The organism is Affinundibacterium flavidum, from assembly GCF_014284175.1.
In the GTDB taxonomy this organism is placed as follows: domain Bacteria; phylum Pseudomonadota; class Gammaproteobacteria; order Burkholderiales; family Burkholderiaceae_D; genus Undibacterium; species Undibacterium flavidum.
The window spans coordinates 213,057-232,671 of record NZ_JACOGA010000004.1 but is presented as its reverse complement, the minus strand read 5'-3'; the positions used below and the strand labels follow the sequence as shown (position 1 = coordinate 232,671).

11 protein-coding genes are annotated in these 19,615 nt (G+C 47.0%); 7 read left to right on the top strand and 4 right to left on the bottom strand.

Annotated elements, in window-relative coordinates; translation table 11 throughout:
• Positions 1-2: 2 nt before the first annotated feature.
• Together H8K55_RS05765 and H8K55_RS05760 are read right to left on the bottom strand one after the other, a co-directional pair.
• A complete protein-coding gene (locus tag H8K55_RS05765; RefSeq protein ID WP_186941124.1) occupies positions 3-6,425 on the bottom strand; it encodes an Ig-like domain-containing protein in 6,423 nt (2,140 codons plus the stop codon).
• A 560-nt stretch (positions 6,426-6,985) separates the two neighbouring features.
• Positions 6,986-7,282 carry a DUF4286 family protein gene (locus H8K55_RS05760; RefSeq protein WP_186941123.1) on the bottom strand — a complete coding sequence of 99 codons (297 nt, stop codon included), beginning with the start codon at positions 7,280-7,282 and terminating at the stop codon, positions 6,986-6,988.
• A 334-nt stretch (positions 7,283-7,616) separates the two neighbouring features.
• Between H8K55_RS05760 and H8K55_RS05755 the strand changes: the two genes are divergently transcribed.
• Positions 7,617-10,040 carry an EAL domain-containing protein gene (locus tag H8K55_RS05755; protein WP_186941122.1) on the top strand — a complete coding sequence of 808 codons (2,424 nt, stop codon included), beginning with the start codon at positions 7,617-7,619 and terminating at the stop codon, positions 10,038-10,040.
• A gap of 5 nt (positions 10,041-10,045) precedes the next feature.
• Here H8K55_RS05755 and H8K55_RS05750 read toward each other — a convergent pair whose 3' ends face one another.
• Positions 10,046-10,567: a DUF6622 family protein gene (locus H8K55_RS05750; protein ID WP_186941121.1), complete on the bottom strand. Its 522-nt coding sequence runs from the start codon at positions 10,565-10,567 to the stop codon at positions 10,046-10,048.
• Between the two features lie 224 nt (positions 10,568-10,791).
• On the opposite strand from H8K55_RS05750, the gene H8K55_RS05745 reads away from it, so the two are divergent.
• From H8K55_RS05745 to H8K55_RS05730, 4 genes are all read left to right on the top strand, one after another.
• On the top strand, positions 10,792-11,250 hold the full coding sequence (locus H8K55_RS05745; RefSeq protein WP_186941206.1) for a DUF2721 domain-containing protein: 459 nt from the start codon (positions 10,792-10,794) through the stop codon (positions 11,248-11,250).
• Positions 11,251-11,259: 9 nt separating this feature from the next.
• Positions 11,260-11,637: a hypothetical protein gene (locus H8K55_RS05740; protein WP_186941120.1), complete on the top strand. Its 378-nt coding sequence runs from the start codon at positions 11,260-11,262 to the stop codon at positions 11,635-11,637.
• A gap of 279 nt (positions 11,638-11,916) precedes the next feature.
• Positions 11,917-12,423, top strand: coding sequence for a 3'-5' exonuclease (locus H8K55_RS05735; RefSeq protein ID WP_230408493.1), 507 nt, complete (start codon positions 11,917-11,919; stop codon positions 12,421-12,423).
• A gap of 51 nt (positions 12,424-12,474) precedes the next feature.
• Positions 12,475-14,757 carry a UvrD-helicase domain-containing protein gene (locus H8K55_RS05730; protein WP_186941119.1) on the top strand — a complete coding sequence of 761 codons (2,283 nt, stop codon included), beginning with the start codon at positions 12,475-12,477 and terminating at the stop codon, positions 14,755-14,757.
• A gap of 43 nt (positions 14,758-14,800) precedes the next feature.
• On the opposite strand, the gene coq7 is transcribed toward H8K55_RS05730, so the two are convergent.
• Positions 14,801-15,433, bottom strand: coding sequence for a 2-polyprenyl-3-methyl-6-methoxy-1,4-benzoquinone monooxygenase (gene coq7 / locus H8K55_RS05725; protein ID WP_186941118.1), 633 nt, complete (start codon positions 15,431-15,433; stop codon positions 14,801-14,803).
• A 402-nt stretch (positions 15,434-15,835) separates the two neighbouring features.
• Between coq7 and H8K55_RS05720 the strand changes: the two genes are divergently transcribed.
• On the top strand, positions 15,836-16,900 hold the full coding sequence (locus H8K55_RS05720) for a porin (RefSeq protein ID WP_186941117.1): 1,065 nt from the start codon (positions 15,836-15,838) through the stop codon (positions 16,898-16,900).
• A 270-nt stretch (positions 16,901-17,170) separates the two neighbouring features.
• Positions 17,171-19,384, top strand: a complete 2,214-nt coding sequence (locus H8K55_RS05715; RefSeq protein ID WP_186941116.1) for a carbohydrate binding family 9 domain-containing protein — start codon at positions 17,171-17,173, stop codon at positions 19,382-19,384.
• The last annotated feature ends 231 nt before the right edge of the window (positions 19,385-19,615 follow it).

The following is a 19,615-nucleotide window of genomic DNA, read 5'->3' as shown; positions in this document are numbered from 1 at the left end:
CATCATAAACGGTAAGACAGACGCAGGCGTATCGCGTTCGAATGATTACCTTCGCTCGCACGATAGTAGCCGTAATTAAAGATGATGACCCAACCGCTATCAAGTAACAAATCGCCACCGATTCCCATGTGGATCAAATTGCGATTTTGTTTGCTGCCATTGATGATATACGGTGTGCTGTCTGGATTATCAACATAGTTAATTTTGACATCATCGCGTTTGCTGACATCTTTTTGATATTCAAAACGTAAGCGTGGAGTCAGTTCACCCACACTGGTTTTGACCGATGTTTCAGTATTCATGCCCAGCGTCGTTCTTTGACTGTTAAAGCTTTGCTCTTGATAATGCAAAGCACTGCGGGGATCACCACTTTCTGTGTAGGCTCCTATCGTGACTGCCGAGCGATCTAGGCGCAGATACGGTGACATCTTAAAGTCGGTGAAGGTGATATCAAATCCTATAGAGCTTGAACCGAGCTTTTGTTTTCCGGACCATTTGCCGCTGTGTTGTGTCGTGTTCGCTGGCGCACCAGTCATGATTCCGAATGCTGGTGGCGCTGCCCACGCCATCGTGTCATTGATTTGCTCAGTGGTTCTGGTGTAGTCGCTATTGATATCGTTGATGCCTAGCACCCATGAGAAATTGAAAAATGGCAGTGGCTTGATCTGACCATAATTGGCAACATTGCGCGCATTCGCATTGATGTTCGTATTTAGGCCCCGCAACTCACCACGACTATTTGCATAACCTACACCAAATCCAAGCACGCTATCTGGGCTCCCTAGGCAACGGTCGCCACCAAAACTCGCGCCACCGTTTTGCTGCTTGATTTCGTAGTCGGCGGCAATCGTGCTGAAAGAATTTAAACCACCTGCCCATAGGCTTACTTTGTTGCAGGCATCTTCATTTTTCTTCCTATCCTCTTTGCTGCGCAGTCCTGAATTTTGCGTAGCAATTTCGGTCAAACGCGCATTGAAATTTTCCAATTGCAGGCGTTCAAATTGCGTAATCACGGCTGCTTTGGAAGTCTGCAAGGCTTGCACTGCCGGATTTTTGCTTGGATCAGGGCGGGCGGTGACGGTGATGGCAATCACTGCTGTGTTCGATGCCTGTCCATTCGCATTTGCAACGATACTCAGTTGATCAGTACCAGCATAATTTAAATGTGCATTCACTGTCAGGCGCGTGCCAACGAGCGTCGCGCTGCCATGCGTTGGTTGTGTGAGTATGCTAAAGCTGACTGGCGCACCACCTGTTTGGCTGACCAAATTTGCTAGTTCCAGACTCGCACTACTTCCTGCTAATACCTGAATACTCGCATTGCTGACGACGGGTGCTTTGGCCTTCACCGTGATGCTGACCGTAGCTGGACTTGAGTTGCCAGCGGCGTTGACGGCGACATAGGTAAAGCTATCGGCTCCCACAAAATTGAGGGCGGGTGTATAGCGGAATTCTAATCCGCTGATCGTTACTGTGCCGTGGCTGGCTGGCGTATCTAGTGCAATCCTATCGGTATTGTTGCTGATGTCCGGACGTATCTGGGCATTGGCCTGATTACTTTCAACTATCGCGCTGACTGGCTTGGCGACTGGAGCTACGGGTTTGACAGTGATACTCACCAGTGCCTCATTCGAACTACCGCTGATATTCAGAGCGACGTAACTGAAACTATCGCCGCCTGTATAGTCTTTGGCTGGCGTGTAGCTAAAATTATTGCCGTTGATACTGACTGTACCATGCGTTGCGGCTTTGGTGATATTGATCTGTTTGTAGGTGCCGGTGATATTCGCCGCGACCGTATTTGCACTGCTGTTGGTTAAGACTTCAGCGTTGACTGGATTGGTGACCGGTACTGCCAGCGCGGGATCTATATTGACTTGAATACTAACTAAAGCGGGGCTTGAACTGCCAAATGCATTTTTAGCCAGGTAGGTAAAACTATCGCTGCCGATAAAATCAGTTTGCGGTGTGTACGACATCACCAAACCAGAGATGCTGACTGTCCCGTGCGCTGGCGCACTGCCAAGAACAATGCTGCTGGCGTCGCCAAGTATGCTGCTGGTAATCGCGTTATTGCTGCTATTACTCAACACCGTCGCACTCACTGGACGTGCAGTCGGGATCACGCCCTTGACGTTGATCGTGATGAGGGCGACTTCAGATGTCCCTGCCGCATTGGTGGCAGCGTAACTGAAGGTATCTAGTCCGGCAAAATTGCTGGTCGGCGTATAGATAATTTTTAAGCCCTCCACACTTGCAGTGCCGTGACTGGCGCTGCTTTTTAGGCTGATACTCGTTGCAGTGCCGGTGATGCTGGCAGCAATCTGATTGTTCGAACTATTTGCATCGACCGTAGTGTCGATTGCATTGGCGACAGGTATCGTCGAATTGATCACGGTGACGGTGACGCTTGCAGTTGTGGATCGTGTGTTGTCGAACGCCGCGCTGTAGCTAAATGTATCGACACCAGCGAAACCAGTGCGCGGCGTGTATATCAGATTCAAGCCATTGACACTGACGGTGCCGTTTGCTGGCGTCGTTTCTATACGCACTGAATTCACCGAGCCGCCAGTACTGGTGCTAATCAGATTATTCACGCTATTACTATTTACGTTTGCGCTGATAGCATTTGCAATCGGATTCATAGGATTGACCGTAATGGTCACGGTCGCTGGTACTGAACTACCAAAAGTATTCGTTGCCGTGTAGTTAAACGAATCGTTGCCTACATAGTCATGCGCCGGTGTGTAAGAAATGGATGATCCTACAATTTGCGCACTGCCGTGTTGTGGTTGGCTCACTAAGGAAATGCTATCCACCGTGCCAGACGTATTGGCGGGAATGACATTATTCGTGCTATTCGCTAGCACGTTGGCATTCACAGAATTTGCCTTCGGTGTCGTTGCCAACACGCGCACGGTGACAGTCGCAGCTGTCGATGTGCCACTCGCATTGACGGCTTGATAGGTGAAGCTGTCGTCTCCCAAGAAACCCGCAGTCGGGGTGTAGATAATTTGTAAGCCACGGTTGGTAGCGACGCCGTGCGCTGGGCTAGTGGCGATCAAGAGGCTGCTGGCATTGCCGCTGATATTTGGATTAATCGCGTTCGCGCTGCTATTCAAGAACACGTCGACGGAAACAGAATTCGCGACTGGTACGGTATCTTTTACCTGTACCGACACCGTGGCCGGCGCTGAGCTACCGAAGGCATTGACGGCAGTGTAGGTGAAGCTGTCGTTACCGATAAATCCAGCATTCGGCGTGTAGGTGAACGTCATCCCTTTGACATTGACAGTGCCTGATGACGGGGTATTCTGGATTGTGAGACTGGTCGTCCCGCCAGAGGTGATACTGTCTATCGTGTTATTGCTACTATTGGCGAATACGCTAGCTGTAATTGGGCTCGCAACTGGCACAATACCATTGACCGTCATCGTAATTTTTGCAGGTGCTGAGGTGCCGTATGTATTGCTCGCTGTGTAGCTAAAACTATCCGGTCCTGCATAGCCCGCAGTCGGTGTGTAGACGATATTGAGACCGTTAATGCTAGCAGTACCATGCAGAGGTGAAGAGGCAATGGCGATACTGCTTGCGTTCCCTGTGATATTCGAATTCACTGGATTATTGCTGCTATTCGCGGCGACAGTACTGGTGACGGCATTGGCAATCGGGGCAATGCCATTCACAGTGATAATAAGATCCGCTGCGGCCGAAGTTCCGTAAGCATTGGTCGCCGTGTATTTCAGGCTGTCCGTTCCAACATAGCCAGACGTAGGCGTATAAATAATATTCAAGCCGCTGATAGTTGCCGTACCGTGTGATGGTGCGCTAATCAGATTCAAATTAGTGACGGACCCACTCACACTTGCAGCGATAGCGTTATTTGAACTGTTTTGTAGCACGCTCGCATTGACGGTTGCGACAGTAGGCGGGATGCCGTTGACGGTCACACTCACCGTCGCCGCAGAAGAAACACCATAGGCATTCATCGCCGTATATTTGAAATTATCGACACCGACAAACCCTGGTGTTGGCGTATAGATAATGGACATTCCACTGACGCTGGCAGTTCCGTTACTTGGTGTACTGAACAGAGCAATACTGCTAGCGCTTCCAGTAATATTAGAAATAATGCTGTTACCACTACTATTTTGCAAAACACTCGCACTGATAGGGTTGGCAATCGGTGGAATGCCATTCACAGTGATAATCAGATCAGCCGCAACGGAAGTTCCGTAAGCATTGGTCGCCGTGTATCTCAGGCTGTCTGTTCCAACATAGCCAGACGTAGGCGTATAAATAATATTCAGACCGCTGATAGTTGCCGTGCCGTGCGATGGTGCGCCAGCTAGGGTCAAGCTAGTGACAGATCCACTGACACTTGCAGGGATAGCGTTATTTGAACTGTTTTGTAACACGCTGGCACGGAGCGCGTTGGCGACTGGTGCGACGCCATTCACTGTGATGTTAATCGCACCCACATTCGAAACACCATACGCGTTGCTCGCTGAGTATTGCAGAGTGTCGCTGCCAACATAGTCAGGTGCTGGTGTGTAGATGACGTTGAGCCCGCTGACACTTGCAGTGCCATGTGCAGGAGCACTCACTAGTGTGATACTCGCTGCACTTCCAGTAATGCTGGTGCTGATTGAATTAGCTCCGCTGTTTTGTAGCACGCTCGCGATGACGGTTGCGACACCAGGAGGGATGCCGTTGACGGTTACACTTACCGAGGCCGCAGAAGAAACACCATAGGCATTAATCGCCGTATATTTGAAATTATCGACACCGACAAATCCTGGTGTCGGGGTATAGATAATCGACAGTCCGCTGACGCTGGCGGTTCCGTTACTCGGTGAACTGAACAGAGCAATACTGCTAGCGTTTCCGGTAATGTTAGAAATGATGGTGTTACCACTACTATTTTGCAAAACACTCGCACTGATAGGGTTGGCAACTGCAGGAATACCATTAACATCTATACTAATGCTCGCTATGTTTGAGGTGCCATACGCATTGCTGGCAGTGTATTTAAAGCTATCGCTACCAACAAAGCCTGGGCTGGGCGTGTAAAGAATATTCATCCCGCTGACAGTCGCCGTACCATGTATCGGTGCGCTAAACAGATTGAGACTAGTGGCGCCGCCCGTGACATTGCTGGCAATCGTGTTACTGCTACTGTCTTGCAATACACTTGCACTGACACTATTTGCGCTGGGAGGTACACCATTCACAATAATATTGACTGATGCAGTCGCCGATGTACCGTAGCTGTTTGTTGCTGAGTAAGTGAAAACATCAGTGCCGACGTAAGTCGCGCTCGGGGTGTAGACGAAATTTAAGCCGTTGACACTGACGCTACCATGCGCAGGCATACTGGCTACTGCAACGCTGTTCGCGGTCCCGGTAATATTGCTTGTAATCAGATTCGCGCTACTGTTTTGTAATACGGTGGTGTTGACAGTATTCGCAATCGGTGGAATGCCATTCACGCTGATATTGACTACCGCAATCGACGAAGTGCCATAGAAGTTACTGGCAACATAGTAAAAATTATCTGAGCCGATGTAGCCCGGGGTTGGCGTATAAATGATATTCAATCCGCTCACGCTGGCAGTGCCGTGACCAGGCGAACCAATCAACGCAATACTCGAAGCGATTCCGCTGAGATTTGCGGGAATTGAGTTGGCGCTGCTATTGACAAACACACTCGCAGTGACTGCATTCGCTGTCGGCGGCAGGCCGTTCACAGTGATGTTAACGCTGGAGGCAGATGAGGTGCCCGCTGTGTTAGTGGCGGTATAACTCAGGCTATCCGCACCAATATATCCGGCGCTGGGGGTATACAGAATTTTGAGACCACTGACGCTAGCCGTACCATGTGAAGGCGGGCTGCTAATCGCAATACTACTAGGGTTTCCTGTGATGCTGGGATTGATCAGATAGTTAATGCTATTGACAGTCAGCGTGGCGTTGACGGGATAGGTAATCGGTACCACCTGCGAAACCGTAATCGACACGCGAGCTGGAGCCGATATACCTGCAATATTGGTTGCCGTATAAAAGAAACTATCTGCGCCCGAATAATTTGAGGCCGGTGTATACACAAAATTAAGACCAGCGACGATCAGTGATCCGTGCGTTGGCGGAGTCGTAATTTGTATCGTGTCAACAGTCCCCACGGTTTGTGATGGAATCACATTTGCCACACTATTTTCCAGAACCGTAGTGCCAAAAGGATTCGCGGTTGGTGGCCCAGATGTCGACTGCGCTAAGGCTACTGTGGGCGACACCAGCATTAACAATAATGCGCTGATTATCGCGTACTGCATCCAGAGGCAAAAGTGAGTAATCCAGCTCTTGCGGGATATTCCCTCAGTTGGTGCTAGATTTAAAAAAGTATCGCTATGCTGTATGTTCATCATACAAAATCCCTTTGGTAAGCAAGCTAGTATTTATAGGCTAAATTTTGATTAAATTTGGTTTAAGTATAGGACGATTATGGAGCCTAGACGAGTTTGTTTTTCAATACTTTTTTATATATCGAAACATCTTCGTCAAAGAAGGAATGACTGGCAAGTGTGTTCTTGTCGTTGGCGAGGCAAAGATCTGCAAAGTGAAATGCAGAGTTCACTGAGGATTAAAGTAGAAAAGTAAGCTTGAAAACCGCAGCTGAAAACTACAGCTGAAAACTATTGCTGGAATAACGAGCGTTTGCTGATAGCCCTGAGGGGCAAAGACGAGAGAAGAGGATAATAAAGTGCGCGCCAAATCCCGCTGGGACAGTATCGTGTGGCGAGCGCTTAGTTTTGGTTTTGCTTCGTGTTGGCGTCGATTTAGTGCTGAATTAGCGTTGCATTAATGCTGATTTAGTACTGCATTGGTGCCAATTTAGTGCCGAATTTGTGGAAAAGCTAAGGAAAATGCTACCAGCAGCCGATGGCGATTAGTGTCGTAAATTTGCCACCTGCACCGGGTAGAACGGCTATTTCCAGATTTGTTGCGTGTGCAAGACTTGTCGCGAGACCGCACAATCTTCAGGAAAGTGCTGCATGAAGTCAGCACGCATGGCAGTCGCATGTTGATCGATGTAGCGTTGATAGTTATCGAGATCGGTGGCTTGATACGAGGTACGGTATTGCGTCGCATCGACTTTATCAAACTGTATTTGTTGAAAACATTTAGTCGCCCAAATTTCAGGAATATGTTTGACCCGCATATATTCCTCAAAAGCAGCGCTTAAGTCCGCCCGGATTTGTACACTCACTTCATATAAGACCATATTAGCTTTCAAGAATAAATTCAATTGCCATGCATTGAATCGAAAAAGTGAGCATTCAATTTACAAACGCCCGGAGCGAGAATTATGGTGGTTTGCATCGCGCTTGTCATCAGGTGATGGCATTTTTTTGCCTAACATTTTCTATCCAATTTCTCGACAAGGATTTGTGTCGCATTTTTCTTTGTTGCGGTTTGTTGTTTTGCAATCTAATTTATCTATTTTCTGGCTGTCCACGAGTAGAATGCCTGCACTAATAACAAGAAATGCTAAGCTTTATTTTGCTTAGTTTATGTCCTAAATAACCTTATTAACTTTGTGAATATCATTACTCACTATGCCGAATCAGTCGCAGCCCAGTGTGAATACCGAACACAATATTGAGCAGGAAATTGCGACGCTGCGCGAACGCAATTCTCTGCTGAATATTTTGAGCGAATTTGCAATTGCCTTGCTACGTTTGCGCACGCGTGAAGAAGTCTTGTGGTACACCGCGAACGAAGTCGTCGGGCAAATGGGTTTTGATGATTGTGTGATCTATTTGTGGGATGTGCAGACTCAAACTTTGATTCAACAATCGGCGTTCGGACATAAGATTTCTGAACAAGGTTCAGTGAACAATGCCCTGACTTTGCGTTTGGGCGAAGGCATCGTCGGACGCGCCGCGCAGGCCAGAGAGACGATCGTCATTAATGATCTCAGTGTCGAGCCAAGCTATGTGATGGATATGCAGCAGGCAGGCTCTGAATTGGCGATTCCGATTATTCATTCGGATCAATTGATAGGCGTGATTGATAGTGAAAATCTGGCGAAGAATTTTTATACCGCGGAGCACATCAAGATTCTGACCGCGGTAACCTCGATGGTCGCCGCTAAGTTAGCGCAGGCGAATCTGATCCATCAGTTAGAGTCTTCAATCAGTGAGTTGGAGTACGCGAAAAAATTACAAAGCGTTTTATTTAACATCGCTGCATTGACCTATGAAGACGAAAATTTTTTCAAAGTCTATGAAAAAATTCACCACCTGATTGCTGAACTTTTATACGCAAAATCTTTCTTTGTAGCGGTCTATAACGAAGAAACACGGCGTATAGAATTTCCCTATTTCATCGACGAGCGGCACCCCGATTTAGCGGCCGATATCGGACCAGTTGATATCGAAATGCGCGGCATGTCGGCCTGGGTGATTTTTAACAATACTTCGCTCCTGTTAAGCCGTGCAGAGGTATTGGAGCGGGCGAGTCGTGGTGACTTTGAAATTCTGGGGACGGTCGCTGAATCGTGGTTAGGTGTGCCTATCCATGCGGGGGATGACTTAAAGGGCGCATTGGTAGTGCAAACTTATTCGCCCCTAGTTTCTTATTTGGAGAAAGATCGCGAATTGCTCAGCTATGTTTCGCGTCATGTCTCAAATCTCTTAAAACGCAAAGTCACTGAAAAGAAACTGCAGCATTTGGCCTTGCATGATCCTCTAACCGGTTTGGCCAATCGCAGTTTGTTTCTGGATCGAGTGTCGCACGCCTTGAAGAAGCAAGAGCGACAAGAAAATCGTTTGTGTGCCGTACTGTATATGGACGTCGATTTGTTCAAGACCGTGAATGATCGGTATGGACACGCGGTAGGTGACGCCTTACTCAATAAATTTGCGACTTTGCTGACTCAGCAGACGCGTCAGCTTGATACGGTAGCGCGTTTGGGTGGTGACGAATTTGCTTTATTTTTGGAAGATATCGAGCACCAAGCGACCGCGATTCAACTCGCAGAGCGCATCATTCAGGCATTGCAGCAGCCGATCAACGCCAATGAAGCTTTGATCACGTGTTCGACTAGTATAGGCATTGCGTTTATTCACGACACCTCTATGTCGGCAACCGAAGTAATCCGTCGCGCCGATACGGCGATGTATCAGGCAAAAGCAGCAGGGCGTGGAAATTTTCAACTCTATGATCCGCAACTTGATCGTGCCAATGTCCGTGACTTGGTTCTAGGTGAAGAAATCCGTACCGCGCTCGCGGAGCGTCAATTTGAATTGCACTATCAACCTGTGATTGATGTCGCGACCGGTGTTGCCGTGGGATTTGAAGCGCTAATTCGCTGGCAACATCCAGAACGCTCGTGGATCGCACCGAATGAATTTATCGACTATGCCGAGAAGCATCGATTAATCGAAAAAATAGATCGCTATGTGTTGCGTCAGGCATTACAGCAGATGTGCATCTGGCGTGCGAATACTGGCACTGCGCCTAAAGTTAGTGTGAATATTTCGGGACGGCATTTTGCCAGCCCGGAATTTATCAATACCGTGCTGAGTTTGTTGGAAGAGTTTGAGATTCCACCGAATACGCTAGGGATAGAAATCACCGAACGCGCGGTGATTGATAAATTTGCGATCGCGCAAAACAATATTCAGATTTTGCAAAAACATCATATACGTGTTTTGTTAGATGATTTTGGTACTGGTTATTCTTCACTGAATTATTTACATCAACTGACTTTAGATGTACTCAAGATTGATCGCACCTTCGTGAAAGGTAGTCGCGGCAATCAGCAAGAAAATCCGATTATCAATAGCATCGTCGCGCTCGCTGCTGCAATGAACCTCACCGTCGTGGCAGAGGGTGTAGAGACCGAAGAAGAGCTCAAAGTTTTGCAAGCGGCTGGATGTGATTTATGTCAGGGCTATTACTTTTCGAAAGCTTTGCCTGCTGAGCAGGCAATTCAGTATTTCCTTGAGCATCAAACCGCTATTGTTGGGATTTGACCGACCTAGGCTGCTTGAGTTGCCTGAGCAAGTTGTTCTTGAGATTGGTTTTTCAATCGGATTAATTTGATGGGACGGGCTAAAAAAGCGCCGTTAAAAATCCCAAAAAGAATCGCAAAGCCGAGTGTGAACTTGGCATGCTGTGCTAATTCTGGGCGTATTGCTAAGCTGACATTCAAGGCATATTGGGCGATAAACATGGCGAGTATTAAGAACATTGGCAACCAACTTCCCGCAATGGTAAAGCGCTGAGTTGTGTGATCATAGTGATGTTGATTCGACAGAGGCCGACGTACAAAAAGTAGGCCGCTCAACGCCACCGTAATAGCCCACGCACCCAGAATGAAAGGGTCGGCACCAATCCCACTATGCATACTCCTGAGCGATAAGAGTAGCATCACCAGGGGCATTATTAGTACACGCTGCAATGTAACTTGGCGGGTTTTGGTTTGGCTGTATCCCAGCAGGCATAGTCCAGCTAACAGTAACCAAACCCAAACTGGTGTGTGTGTGAATATTTGCATCATGCTTTTTCTCCTGAATTAGTTGAATGACGCTACTTTGCCTTGGCATAATGGCGATGGCGATAGAAATGCGACGAAGCGTCTAAATTTGACGTGAGCCTCGCCATATTGGCGCGAACTAACATTGGTGTTATCGAATACTGTCGCGCATAAATAGGGTGGCTGCGACTTACTTTGCTGTATGCCTGTTAAAATATCGCATCCCATCTTGCACAGAGACTATCGTGATCAATTTACATCTAGGGAATATCGGTCAAATTATTCAATTGGCAATCGCCCCCGTGTTTTTGCTAACCGGCGTTGGCACCAATCTGACGGTATTAACGAATCGGCTGGCGCGCATTATTGATCGTTCCAGAGTATTAGAAGAAATCGTTACTATTCAAGGCGCAGAAGGTTTAACGCCGAATATGCGGATAGAACTCGACGAGTTGTATCAGCGTTCGCATTTAATCAATCGGGCAATCACTTTGAGTTCTACTTGCGCTTTGTTCGTGTGTTTGGTCATCGCGGCTCTATTTCTTGGCGATGCATTAGATCTGCATTTAGACAAAATCATTGCGGCATTGTTTGTTGGCGCAGTCTTCGCTTTGATTGGCAGTTTCATTTTTTTCTTGCGCGAGATTTTCGTCGCAACCAAGACGCTCAAGCGACAACGCGAACATGGTGCGCGTTACTTACCTTAGTTATGCATTATGAAATTTAAACTTTCCTTAATCACTTTTGTACTGGGATCTTTCATTGCTCAGATATCTTTTGCGAATGAATTGAGAGAAGATGTTATTCGCAAATTGATCAAATCAAATCTTCACTTTAGTGTGCATTGTATGTGCCGAGCGATTACTGATGAAACGATGCCAGCCGTTCTAAAAAAAATATCCGAAAGTGATATTCCAGTACTTATTAATCTACTCGGTGACGACGATGTTACTAAATATGGAGCGGAAAAAGCTTTAGTATTTTTTGGAGAAGCTTCACTCCCAGAATTGAAAAGAGTAGTTTCGCTACGTGATGGCAGACATGCAGCTGCGGTCTATGTTGTTTCTAATATAGAGGCTGTGAAAAGCAAGTGAAATGGTGAATGCTCTTTGAATGCATAACAAAATTTTCGACGAGGAGTCGCCAATGATGTCTTTATTGATATTTGTGAACTTGGCGGCGACCCCGTCAAATCAACGTTAGCTATCTTAGTTAGAGACCTTAAGTCAAATTTAAGACGTGCACTAAAAACCACGCCCAGCGCCTGTTCTGGCGTAAAGATCGCAGCAAATCTTGCTTTGTCGAACAATTAAGGCACAATGGAATTCCCCTTTCCCTGTCGAGACATGGGATTCCATTTTCAGGAGTTGGCGATGATGACCGTGCCCATCATTATAGATTTCGAAGCATCTGGTTTTGGACAAGGCAGCTATCCGATTGAGGTTGGATTTTCCGGCCGTCACGGCGAAGGCTGGTGCTCGTTGATCCGGCCTGAGGATGATTGGACGCATTGGGACCTAGATGCCGCTCGCTTGCATGGGATTGCCCGTGAAATATTAATTGAACGCGGCAATACAGCGCTGTTTGTAGCGGAGCAACTCAATTTCTTTTTGGGTGGTCGCACTGTGTATACCGACGGCTGGGGCCAGGACTATGTCTGGATGGCGCGCTTATTTGATTCTGCACAAATTACACCGAAATTCAAATTAATAGACTTATTTGAAATAATCGAAGATGATCAATTGCCGAATTGGGATGCGACCAAAGATCAAATCATGAAAGAGCTATGCGTCGCCAGACATCGGGCCAGCAGCGATGCGCGAGTATTGCAATTAACATGGCTACGCACTTACGACGAAGCGAAGAAACAAGCTGTATAAAAAACCAGTCTTTTTTGATGATGCCTGCCGACACTCCCGTATAATGTCGGGATGCAAAATCTCTTACATAACCTCAATCCCGAACAGCTCGCCGCTGTTACGCTTCCCTCCCAATCTGCCCTCATTCTGGCAGGTGCAGGTTCTGGTAAAACCCGTGTTTTGACGACGCGTATTGCTTGGTTAATCCAAACGGGGCAAGTGTCGCCGAATGGCGTGCTAGCGGTGACATTTACCAATAAATCAGCCAAAGAAATGCTGACGCGTTTATCGGCGATGTTGCCGATCAATACGCGCGGGATGTGGATAGGCACTTTCCACGGCTTATGTAATCGTTTGCTGCGTGCGCATCACCGCGATGCGGGTTTGCCACAGACTTTTCAGATTTTGGATTCCGGCGATCAGCTATCTTTCATCAAACGCTTACTAAAAGCGAATAATATTGATGACGAAAAATTTCCACCTAAGACTCTGATGTACTTCATCAATAGTGCCAAAGACCAAGGTCTACGGGCAGCGCAGGTCGATGCCTACGATGATTTCAATCGCAAGATGGTAGCGCTGTACGACCTTTACGATTTGCAATGTCAGCGTGAAGGCGTGGTCGATTTTGCCGAACTCTTATTGCGCACTTATGAGTTACTGAGTCGGAATCAACCCTTGCGTGAACATTATCAGGCGCGTTTTAAACACATACTGGTTGATGAGTTTCAAGACACCAATGACCTGCAATACAAATGGCTAAAGCTGATGGCGGGCACGCATGGTGCCGTATTTGCGGTCGGTGATGACGATCAAAGTATTTATGCTTTCCGTGGCGCGAATGTGGGGAATATGGCCGCATTTGAAAAAGAATTTAAGGTCGAAAATCTCATCAAGCTGGAGCAAAACTATCGCTCACATGGTCATATTCTGGACACTGCGAATGCCCTGATTGAACACAATAGCAAACGTCTAGGCAAGAATTTACGCACCGACGCCGGGCACGGCGAACTCGTCAGAATTTTTGAAGCCAGCAGCGATATTCAAGAAGCGCAATGGATTACCGAAGAAGCAAAAAATCTGATACGCGACGGTTTTGAGCGCAGTCAGATTGCGATTTTATATCGCTCAAATGCACAATCGCGTGTGATCGAACATGCTTTATTTTCGGCAAATGTGCCATATCGCGTGTACGGCGGCCAGCGTTACTTCGACCGCGCCGAAGTCAAACATGCGATTGCTTATTTGCAGTTGATGGACAATCCACATAATGATTCCGCATTTATGCGGGTAGTGAATTTCCCTACGCGTGGCATCGGTGCGCGTTCGATAGAGCAGCTACAAGATGCGGCAAAACAATACAATATTTCTTTGTATGCGGCGGTGCCCTATGTATCGGGTAAAGCGGGTTCTTCGCTAGGTGGTTTTGTAAAATTGATCGAAGGCGCGCGCTTTGAAACGCAGAATTTGCCTTTGCCAGAAATGGTACAAGTGGTGCTCGATCTGAGTACTTTGCTGACCCATTATCAAACCGAAAAAGAAGGCGCAGACCGCATAGAAAACTTAGAGCAGTTGGTGAACGCGGCGACTTTATTTGTCTCCGAAGAAGGCTTTGGACACGATGCGCCTGCACTAGCAGGTCCTGCGTCACGACCTGCGAGCAGTTTGCTTGCGAATGCCGATGGCGTAGAGATTATTGATGCAGATGCTGCCTTGCCTACCGTGATGTCACCGCTCTCTGCTTTCTTGTCACATGCCTCGTTAGAAGCGGGCGATAATCAGGCACAGGTCGGACAAGACGCGCTGCAATTGATGACGGTGCATGCCGCTAAAGGTTTGGAATTTGATGCGGTATTTATCGGCGGCTTGGAAGAGGGATTATTCCCGCACGAAAATAGTAGCCAGGAAGAATCGGGTGTGGAAGAAGAACGTCGTTTGATGTATGTGGCGATTACCCGTGCCCGCCAACGTCTGTATATGACCTTTTCACAAACGCGTATGTTGCATGGTCAGACGCGTTACAACATGCGTTCACGCTTCTTTGATGAAATGCCAGAAGAGTCGCTGAAGTGGTTATCGCCGAAGATACAACCGAGCTGGTTTGCGCGTCCAAAATCAGCATGGGATGAGGCGCCAGAATCAGGCGCGAACCTCATTGCACAAAGCTTTCAAAAGACTCAGGCCAATCATGGAAACAGCTGGCGCATAGGTCAAAATGTCGCACATGCAAAATTCGGTGAAGGTGTGATTGTGAATATTGAAGGCAGCGGGACAAATGCCCGTGCCCATATTAATTTTGGCAAATTTGGAATGAAACTGCTAGACCTGAGTATTGCTAAGTTGGAAAAGTGCTAGTGGACTTCAGTCTGCGACTGTAGGTCGTGCCAATGGGTCGCGACTACAGGTGATAGGCGGTCGTCGTCATGACTTTCGCCATTCCCTGCATTAAGACTTTCACAGGGAGCGGCAACTCAACCGCACCTAAAGAATCAGCCGCGGCACCGTGTGCAATTTCGTCGACGCGCATCTGCTCAACGATAGCGCGTGACTTTTCATCCTGTGGTGGAAGTTTTTCCAAATGACTGGCGAGATGCGCCTCGACTTGTTTTTCGGTTTCCACCACAAAGCCCAAGCTGATCGCATCACCACAGCGACCCGCAATTAAGCCGCAGGCATAGGCGCCGGCATACCACAGTGGATTAAAGACACTCGTATGCGAATTGAGTTGTTGCAGACGCTCTGCGGTCCATGCCAAATGATCTTCTTCTTCTATGCTGGAACGTGCGAATTGCTGTTTGACTTCGCTTGATTTGGAAAACACCGCTTGTGAATCATACAAAGCCTGCGCGCAAATTTCCCCTACATGGTTGACTCGCATTAATCCTGCGCTATGTTGTTGCTCGGTTTCGGAAAGTATTTGATCTTGGCAGTTTTTTGCAGGATTGGGGCGCGATGCTTTTGCATGCCCAGAAATGACGCGCAATGCGCGGTCAAAGTTGATAATGGCGCGGTCTATTGATGGCAGAAACATGGCAGATTTGTATATGCTGGAAAAGCATTAATTGTAATGCGATTAAGCGCAATCACTGCTGATAATAAAGTGGGAATAGCGCTCGGAAGTTTGCGCTAAGACAAAACTGGTGTTAACAGAAAAATTATACTTGTGACAGCTATTTTGAATGAAATTTGGGCTTTGTTGTTGCAATGCCACATAAATCTTGAATATGTTCTATAATAGCGCAATTCTCTTTGCCCAAAATAGCGCATTTTGTTCAAATGCCACTTAGTATACGAGGCAAAAGTAGCCATGTTTTTATAACATGGTGCTAACAAGAGACAAAAATTTTCGTTTGATACCAAATTCTTTAGTTGCGTAGTAGGACAGAGTTCGGTATCAGGCTAAAAAATTTATTAACCTTTGGAGAGTTTTTCAATGAAAAAATCACTTATCGCTTTCGCAGTTTTGGGTGCATTTGCATCCGTTGCTTCTGCTCAATCTTCTGTTGTTTTGTACGGTATCGTGGATGCATCTACATCTTACACAACTAACCAAACAGCGATTGGCGGCAAAAAATTATCTTTGGATAACAGCAACTTGTCATCTTCCCGTTGGGGCCTGAAAGGTTCTGAAGATTTAGGCAGTGGCTTGAAAGCAAACTTCCAATTAGAAAGCTCTTTGAGCGTTGATACAGGTACAGCAGGTTCTTTGTTTGACCGTATCGCCACTGTTGGTGTTTCTGGTGACTTCGGTACATTGAACATGGGTCGTCAAACTAACTTGGCGTATGATACTTTGGTTCAAGTTGATCCATTGAACGTAGCGCACGTTGGTACTAACCCAAATATCGTTTTGGGCGGTTTGAACAACGCAACTTTGTACGGCACTCATGGCACTAGCAACGGTTTTAGCTCTGCTACACGTCAAAACAATTCAGTGAAATACGCATTGCCATCAGTATTGGGCGGAATCAATTTCGGCGCGATGTACGGTTTCGGTGAAAAAGCTGGTGACGCATCTGCAAGTAGCTATGCAGGCGCTTCTGCTGGTTTCAGCCAAAATGGTTTGACAGCAGTATTCTCTTACGGCCAAATGAAAGACGCGACAAACAGCTCTACATTGCGCGTTTACACAGGTGGTGCGAAGTTCGTAGTTAATGACGAATTCACAGTAAAAGTAACTTACGCTGAAAACGATTTGAACACAACAGGCCGCACTATCAGTGTATTCGGCGCTGGTGTTGATTACATGTTGACTCCACAAACAACTTTGACAGCAGCTTACTACGCTAACCGTCGTTCTGGCGACATGAAAGCAAAAGCAGACCAATACGTTGGCGTTGCTAAATATGCTTTGAGCAAACGTACAGCATTCTACGGTTCTTTCTCTTACGCTAAAGCTGGCACTACAGCTGCTAAAGATCAAGAATTGGGCTTGTTCATCGGCGCTGGCAACAAGACAGCAACTCGTACAACAGTGGGTTTGTTGCACGCATTCTAATCATCACTGTTTAGAATTGCCTCACAAAAAAGACTGCTTCGGCAGTCTTTTTTTTATCTGGCATTTGCATGTTCATTCGTTCTTAAGAAGTGTATCGCTTTCTTATCCAATCAACCTGTGAGCAGTCACATGGTTTAGAAGAATCTGTTTGAGCGAGGTTTGAACTTAGGCTGAACATAAGTTGAACTAAATGAGTGCTTCATGCTCTAAGTTTCCTCTATGAAAACTTGTTAAAATACTAGTTTTCCAAAATACTCACTTTGATTGCCTATGAAAGTTTCCCTCTCCATTCTTGTTAGCACTTTGCTTTTTTCTGGCGTTGCCCAGGCAGGATTTCAGGCACACCAATTACAGAAAAAAGAAGCGATCAAGTTGGATGGCAAATTGGATGAAGCAGTGTGGAAACAAGTAACGCCGCATACAGAATTCTTTCAAACTCAACCTTTTGATGGCGTCGCAGCGCATTTGCGTACTGAAGTCAGAGTTCTATATGACGATAAATTTTTATATGTCGGCGTAACGGGTTTTGATAATGAGTCGAATCAAATTCGTGACTCATTTGCGCGCAGGGATAAGATCAGTATCGACCAAGATTTTTTTACTTTATACATCGATCCGAGTAGCGGTCACAAAGCAGCACAAGTGTTTTATGTGAATGCACGTGGTGCGGTGATGGATGGCATCTACAGCGATACTAGCGGCGATGATACTGCGCCGGATTACGAGTTCTCTGTGAGTACAGCACGTTTTGACGGTGGCTGGAGCGCTGAATATAAAATCCCTTTCTCGTCGATCGCTTACGACAAACATTCAACGACACCCTGGAGTCTTTTGGTCTTGCGCAATATGACGCGCGATCAACGCTATCGCATGTATAGCGGTGCGGTGACGCGAGCGACTAGTTGCAATTTATGTTTTTCTCATCCTATCGAAGGTATGCAAGATCTTCCTTCTGGCATGAACTGGAACGTCACGCCACAATTGGTTGGACGTCGTAATAAAGATCAGACCGAGGGTAAGCCTACTTTGTCCAGTTCATCTAGTGATCTGAGCGTTGATTTCAAGTTCAGACCCACATCTGCAATCACACTTGATGCGACCTTGAATCCTGATTTTTCCCAAATTGAATTAGATTCTCCGCAGTTGTCCGGCAATACCCGTTTTGGTATTTTTGTACAGGAAAAGCGCCCATTCTTTCTGGAAGGTGCGGACATATTCCGTACGCCCTTGAATGCAATCAGCACGCGCACGATTGCGAACCCTGATGTAGGTCTACGTTATACCCAACGTGACGCCGATAAAGATTTTAGTATTCTCACTAGCCGCGATACGGCTGGTGCATTGGTGATGGTGCCGCATACTTACTACACCGGGTATGCGAATAGCACCGTTGCTTCGACCGCGACCGATGCCAGAGCCAATTTTCGTTTGGGCTCAATGTCATTGGGTGCGATTGCGACTGATCGACAATATGCCGATGGGCAAGGCTACAATCGCGTCGCTGGGCCGGATTTTGTCTGGCAAGTCGATAAAAATCAATTGATGCGCGGTCAGCTTTTGATGAGTTCGACGAATGCGCAATTAGATAGTAAAGGAAACATTGCGCGCGGCGATGTCACCACTGGACATGCGGCCTATTTTGATTGGTCGCGTGGTAATGACGACTACGGTATGTCAGTCAGCGTGCGTGATTTTAGTAAAGATTTTCGTGCTGATAATGGTTTTTTCTCGCAAGTTGGTTTCCGTAGCGTGAACTCTGATATCACCAAAAAATTCGGTCGTATGGGTGAATTGCATGAAGTGAATGCCTATGTCTCTGCAGAATACAAAGTGGATAGCGACGGCAATATTCTGTCAAAAATTCTCAGCCCAGGTGTCCGGGTTGCGGGTCCGTATGATAGCTCAGCATATCTGAACATTAGTCCGACTGTGCGTAGTCGCGTGAATCAGCAAGGGGAATTGTTTTCTATCGGCCGTTTCGCTTGGGGGCTTGCAGCCAGTCCAGGTAAGCAAGTGGCGCGAATCTCGGCTGATTTTAGTGTTGGTGATGTGATCGATATTTTGGCTAATCGTTTGGGACGTGGTGGTTCGTATTCTATGAGCGCAAAATTGCGCCCGCTGGATCGCCTTGAAGTGGAACCTAGTTTTGCGACTAATTGGATTAATGGGCGTGGCGATTCAGGAAGTCAGGGTCGCGCCTACTCGGAGACGGCATTGCAAATCAATAGCATCTTGCATTTGAGCCCCAAAGATACGATACGCATGATTTTGCAAGATGCGCGGACTAAGCGCGATCCACAGGCGTACACTATCGTGGTCGCACCCGATAGTAGCCGGAGCGTGAATTCCTTGGTCTACACTCATCGTGCAAGCGTCGGTAGCGCTGTGTATTTGGGTTGGACGATGACTAAGTCAGAAACCCCCGGATTTGTAGCGCAGCGTAAGCAAAGTGAATTGTTCACCAAGTTCTCGTGGCAAATCTAATCGAAACTTGAAGATTGATCTATTAATATTGATGGAAGTTATTTAAAAAGTATCGAAAATCTGGGCAAATTTGACGCTAAGCCCAGACTTCGCTATTCTTCGCACATTGCGCCGATTTGAAATCAGCTTGCGGGCGCAGTTTGAATGTCTGAAAAGGGATTTGAACAAATAAATACGGCTAAAGCGAGCTTGAATGCCGCAGTACCTCTCTCCTCATTCAGCCCCTCTCTT

Excerpts from the sequence above, each read along its gene's own strand:
- H8K55_RS05765 (WP_186941124.1), bottom strand. The coding sequence starts at position 6,425 with ATGATGAACATACAGCATAGCGATACTTTTTTAAATCTAGCACCAACT.
- H8K55_RS05760 (WP_186941123.1), bottom strand. The coding sequence starts at position 7,282 with ATGGTCTTATATGAAGTGAGTGTACAAATCCGGGCGGACTTAAGCGCT.
- H8K55_RS05755 (WP_186941122.1), top strand. The coding sequence starts at position 7,617 with ATGCCGAATCAGTCGCAGCCCAGTGTGAATACCGAACACAATATTGAG.
- H8K55_RS05750 (WP_186941121.1), bottom strand. The coding sequence starts at position 10,567 with ATGATGCAAATATTCACACACACACCAGTTTGGGTTTGGTTACTGTTA.
- H8K55_RS05740 (WP_186941120.1), top strand. The coding sequence starts at position 11,260 with ATGAAATTTAAACTTTCCTTAATCACTTTTGTACTGGGATCTTTCATT.
- H8K55_RS05735 (WP_230408493.1), top strand. The coding sequence starts at position 11,917 with ATGATGACCGTGCCCATCATTATAGATTTCGAAGCATCTGGTTTTGGA.
- H8K55_RS05730 (WP_186941119.1), top strand. The coding sequence starts at position 12,475 with ATGCAAAATCTCTTACATAACCTCAATCCCGAACAGCTCGCCGCTGTT.
- coq7 (WP_186941118.1), bottom strand. The coding sequence starts at position 15,433 with ATGTTTCTGCCATCAATAGACCGCGCCATTATCAACTTTGACCGCGCA.
- H8K55_RS05720 (WP_186941117.1), top strand. The coding sequence starts at position 15,836 with ATGAAAAAATCACTTATCGCTTTCGCAGTTTTGGGTGCATTTGCATCC.
- H8K55_RS05715 (WP_186941116.1), top strand. The coding sequence starts at position 17,171 with ATGAAAGTTTCCCTCTCCATTCTTGTTAGCACTTTGCTTTTTTCTGGC.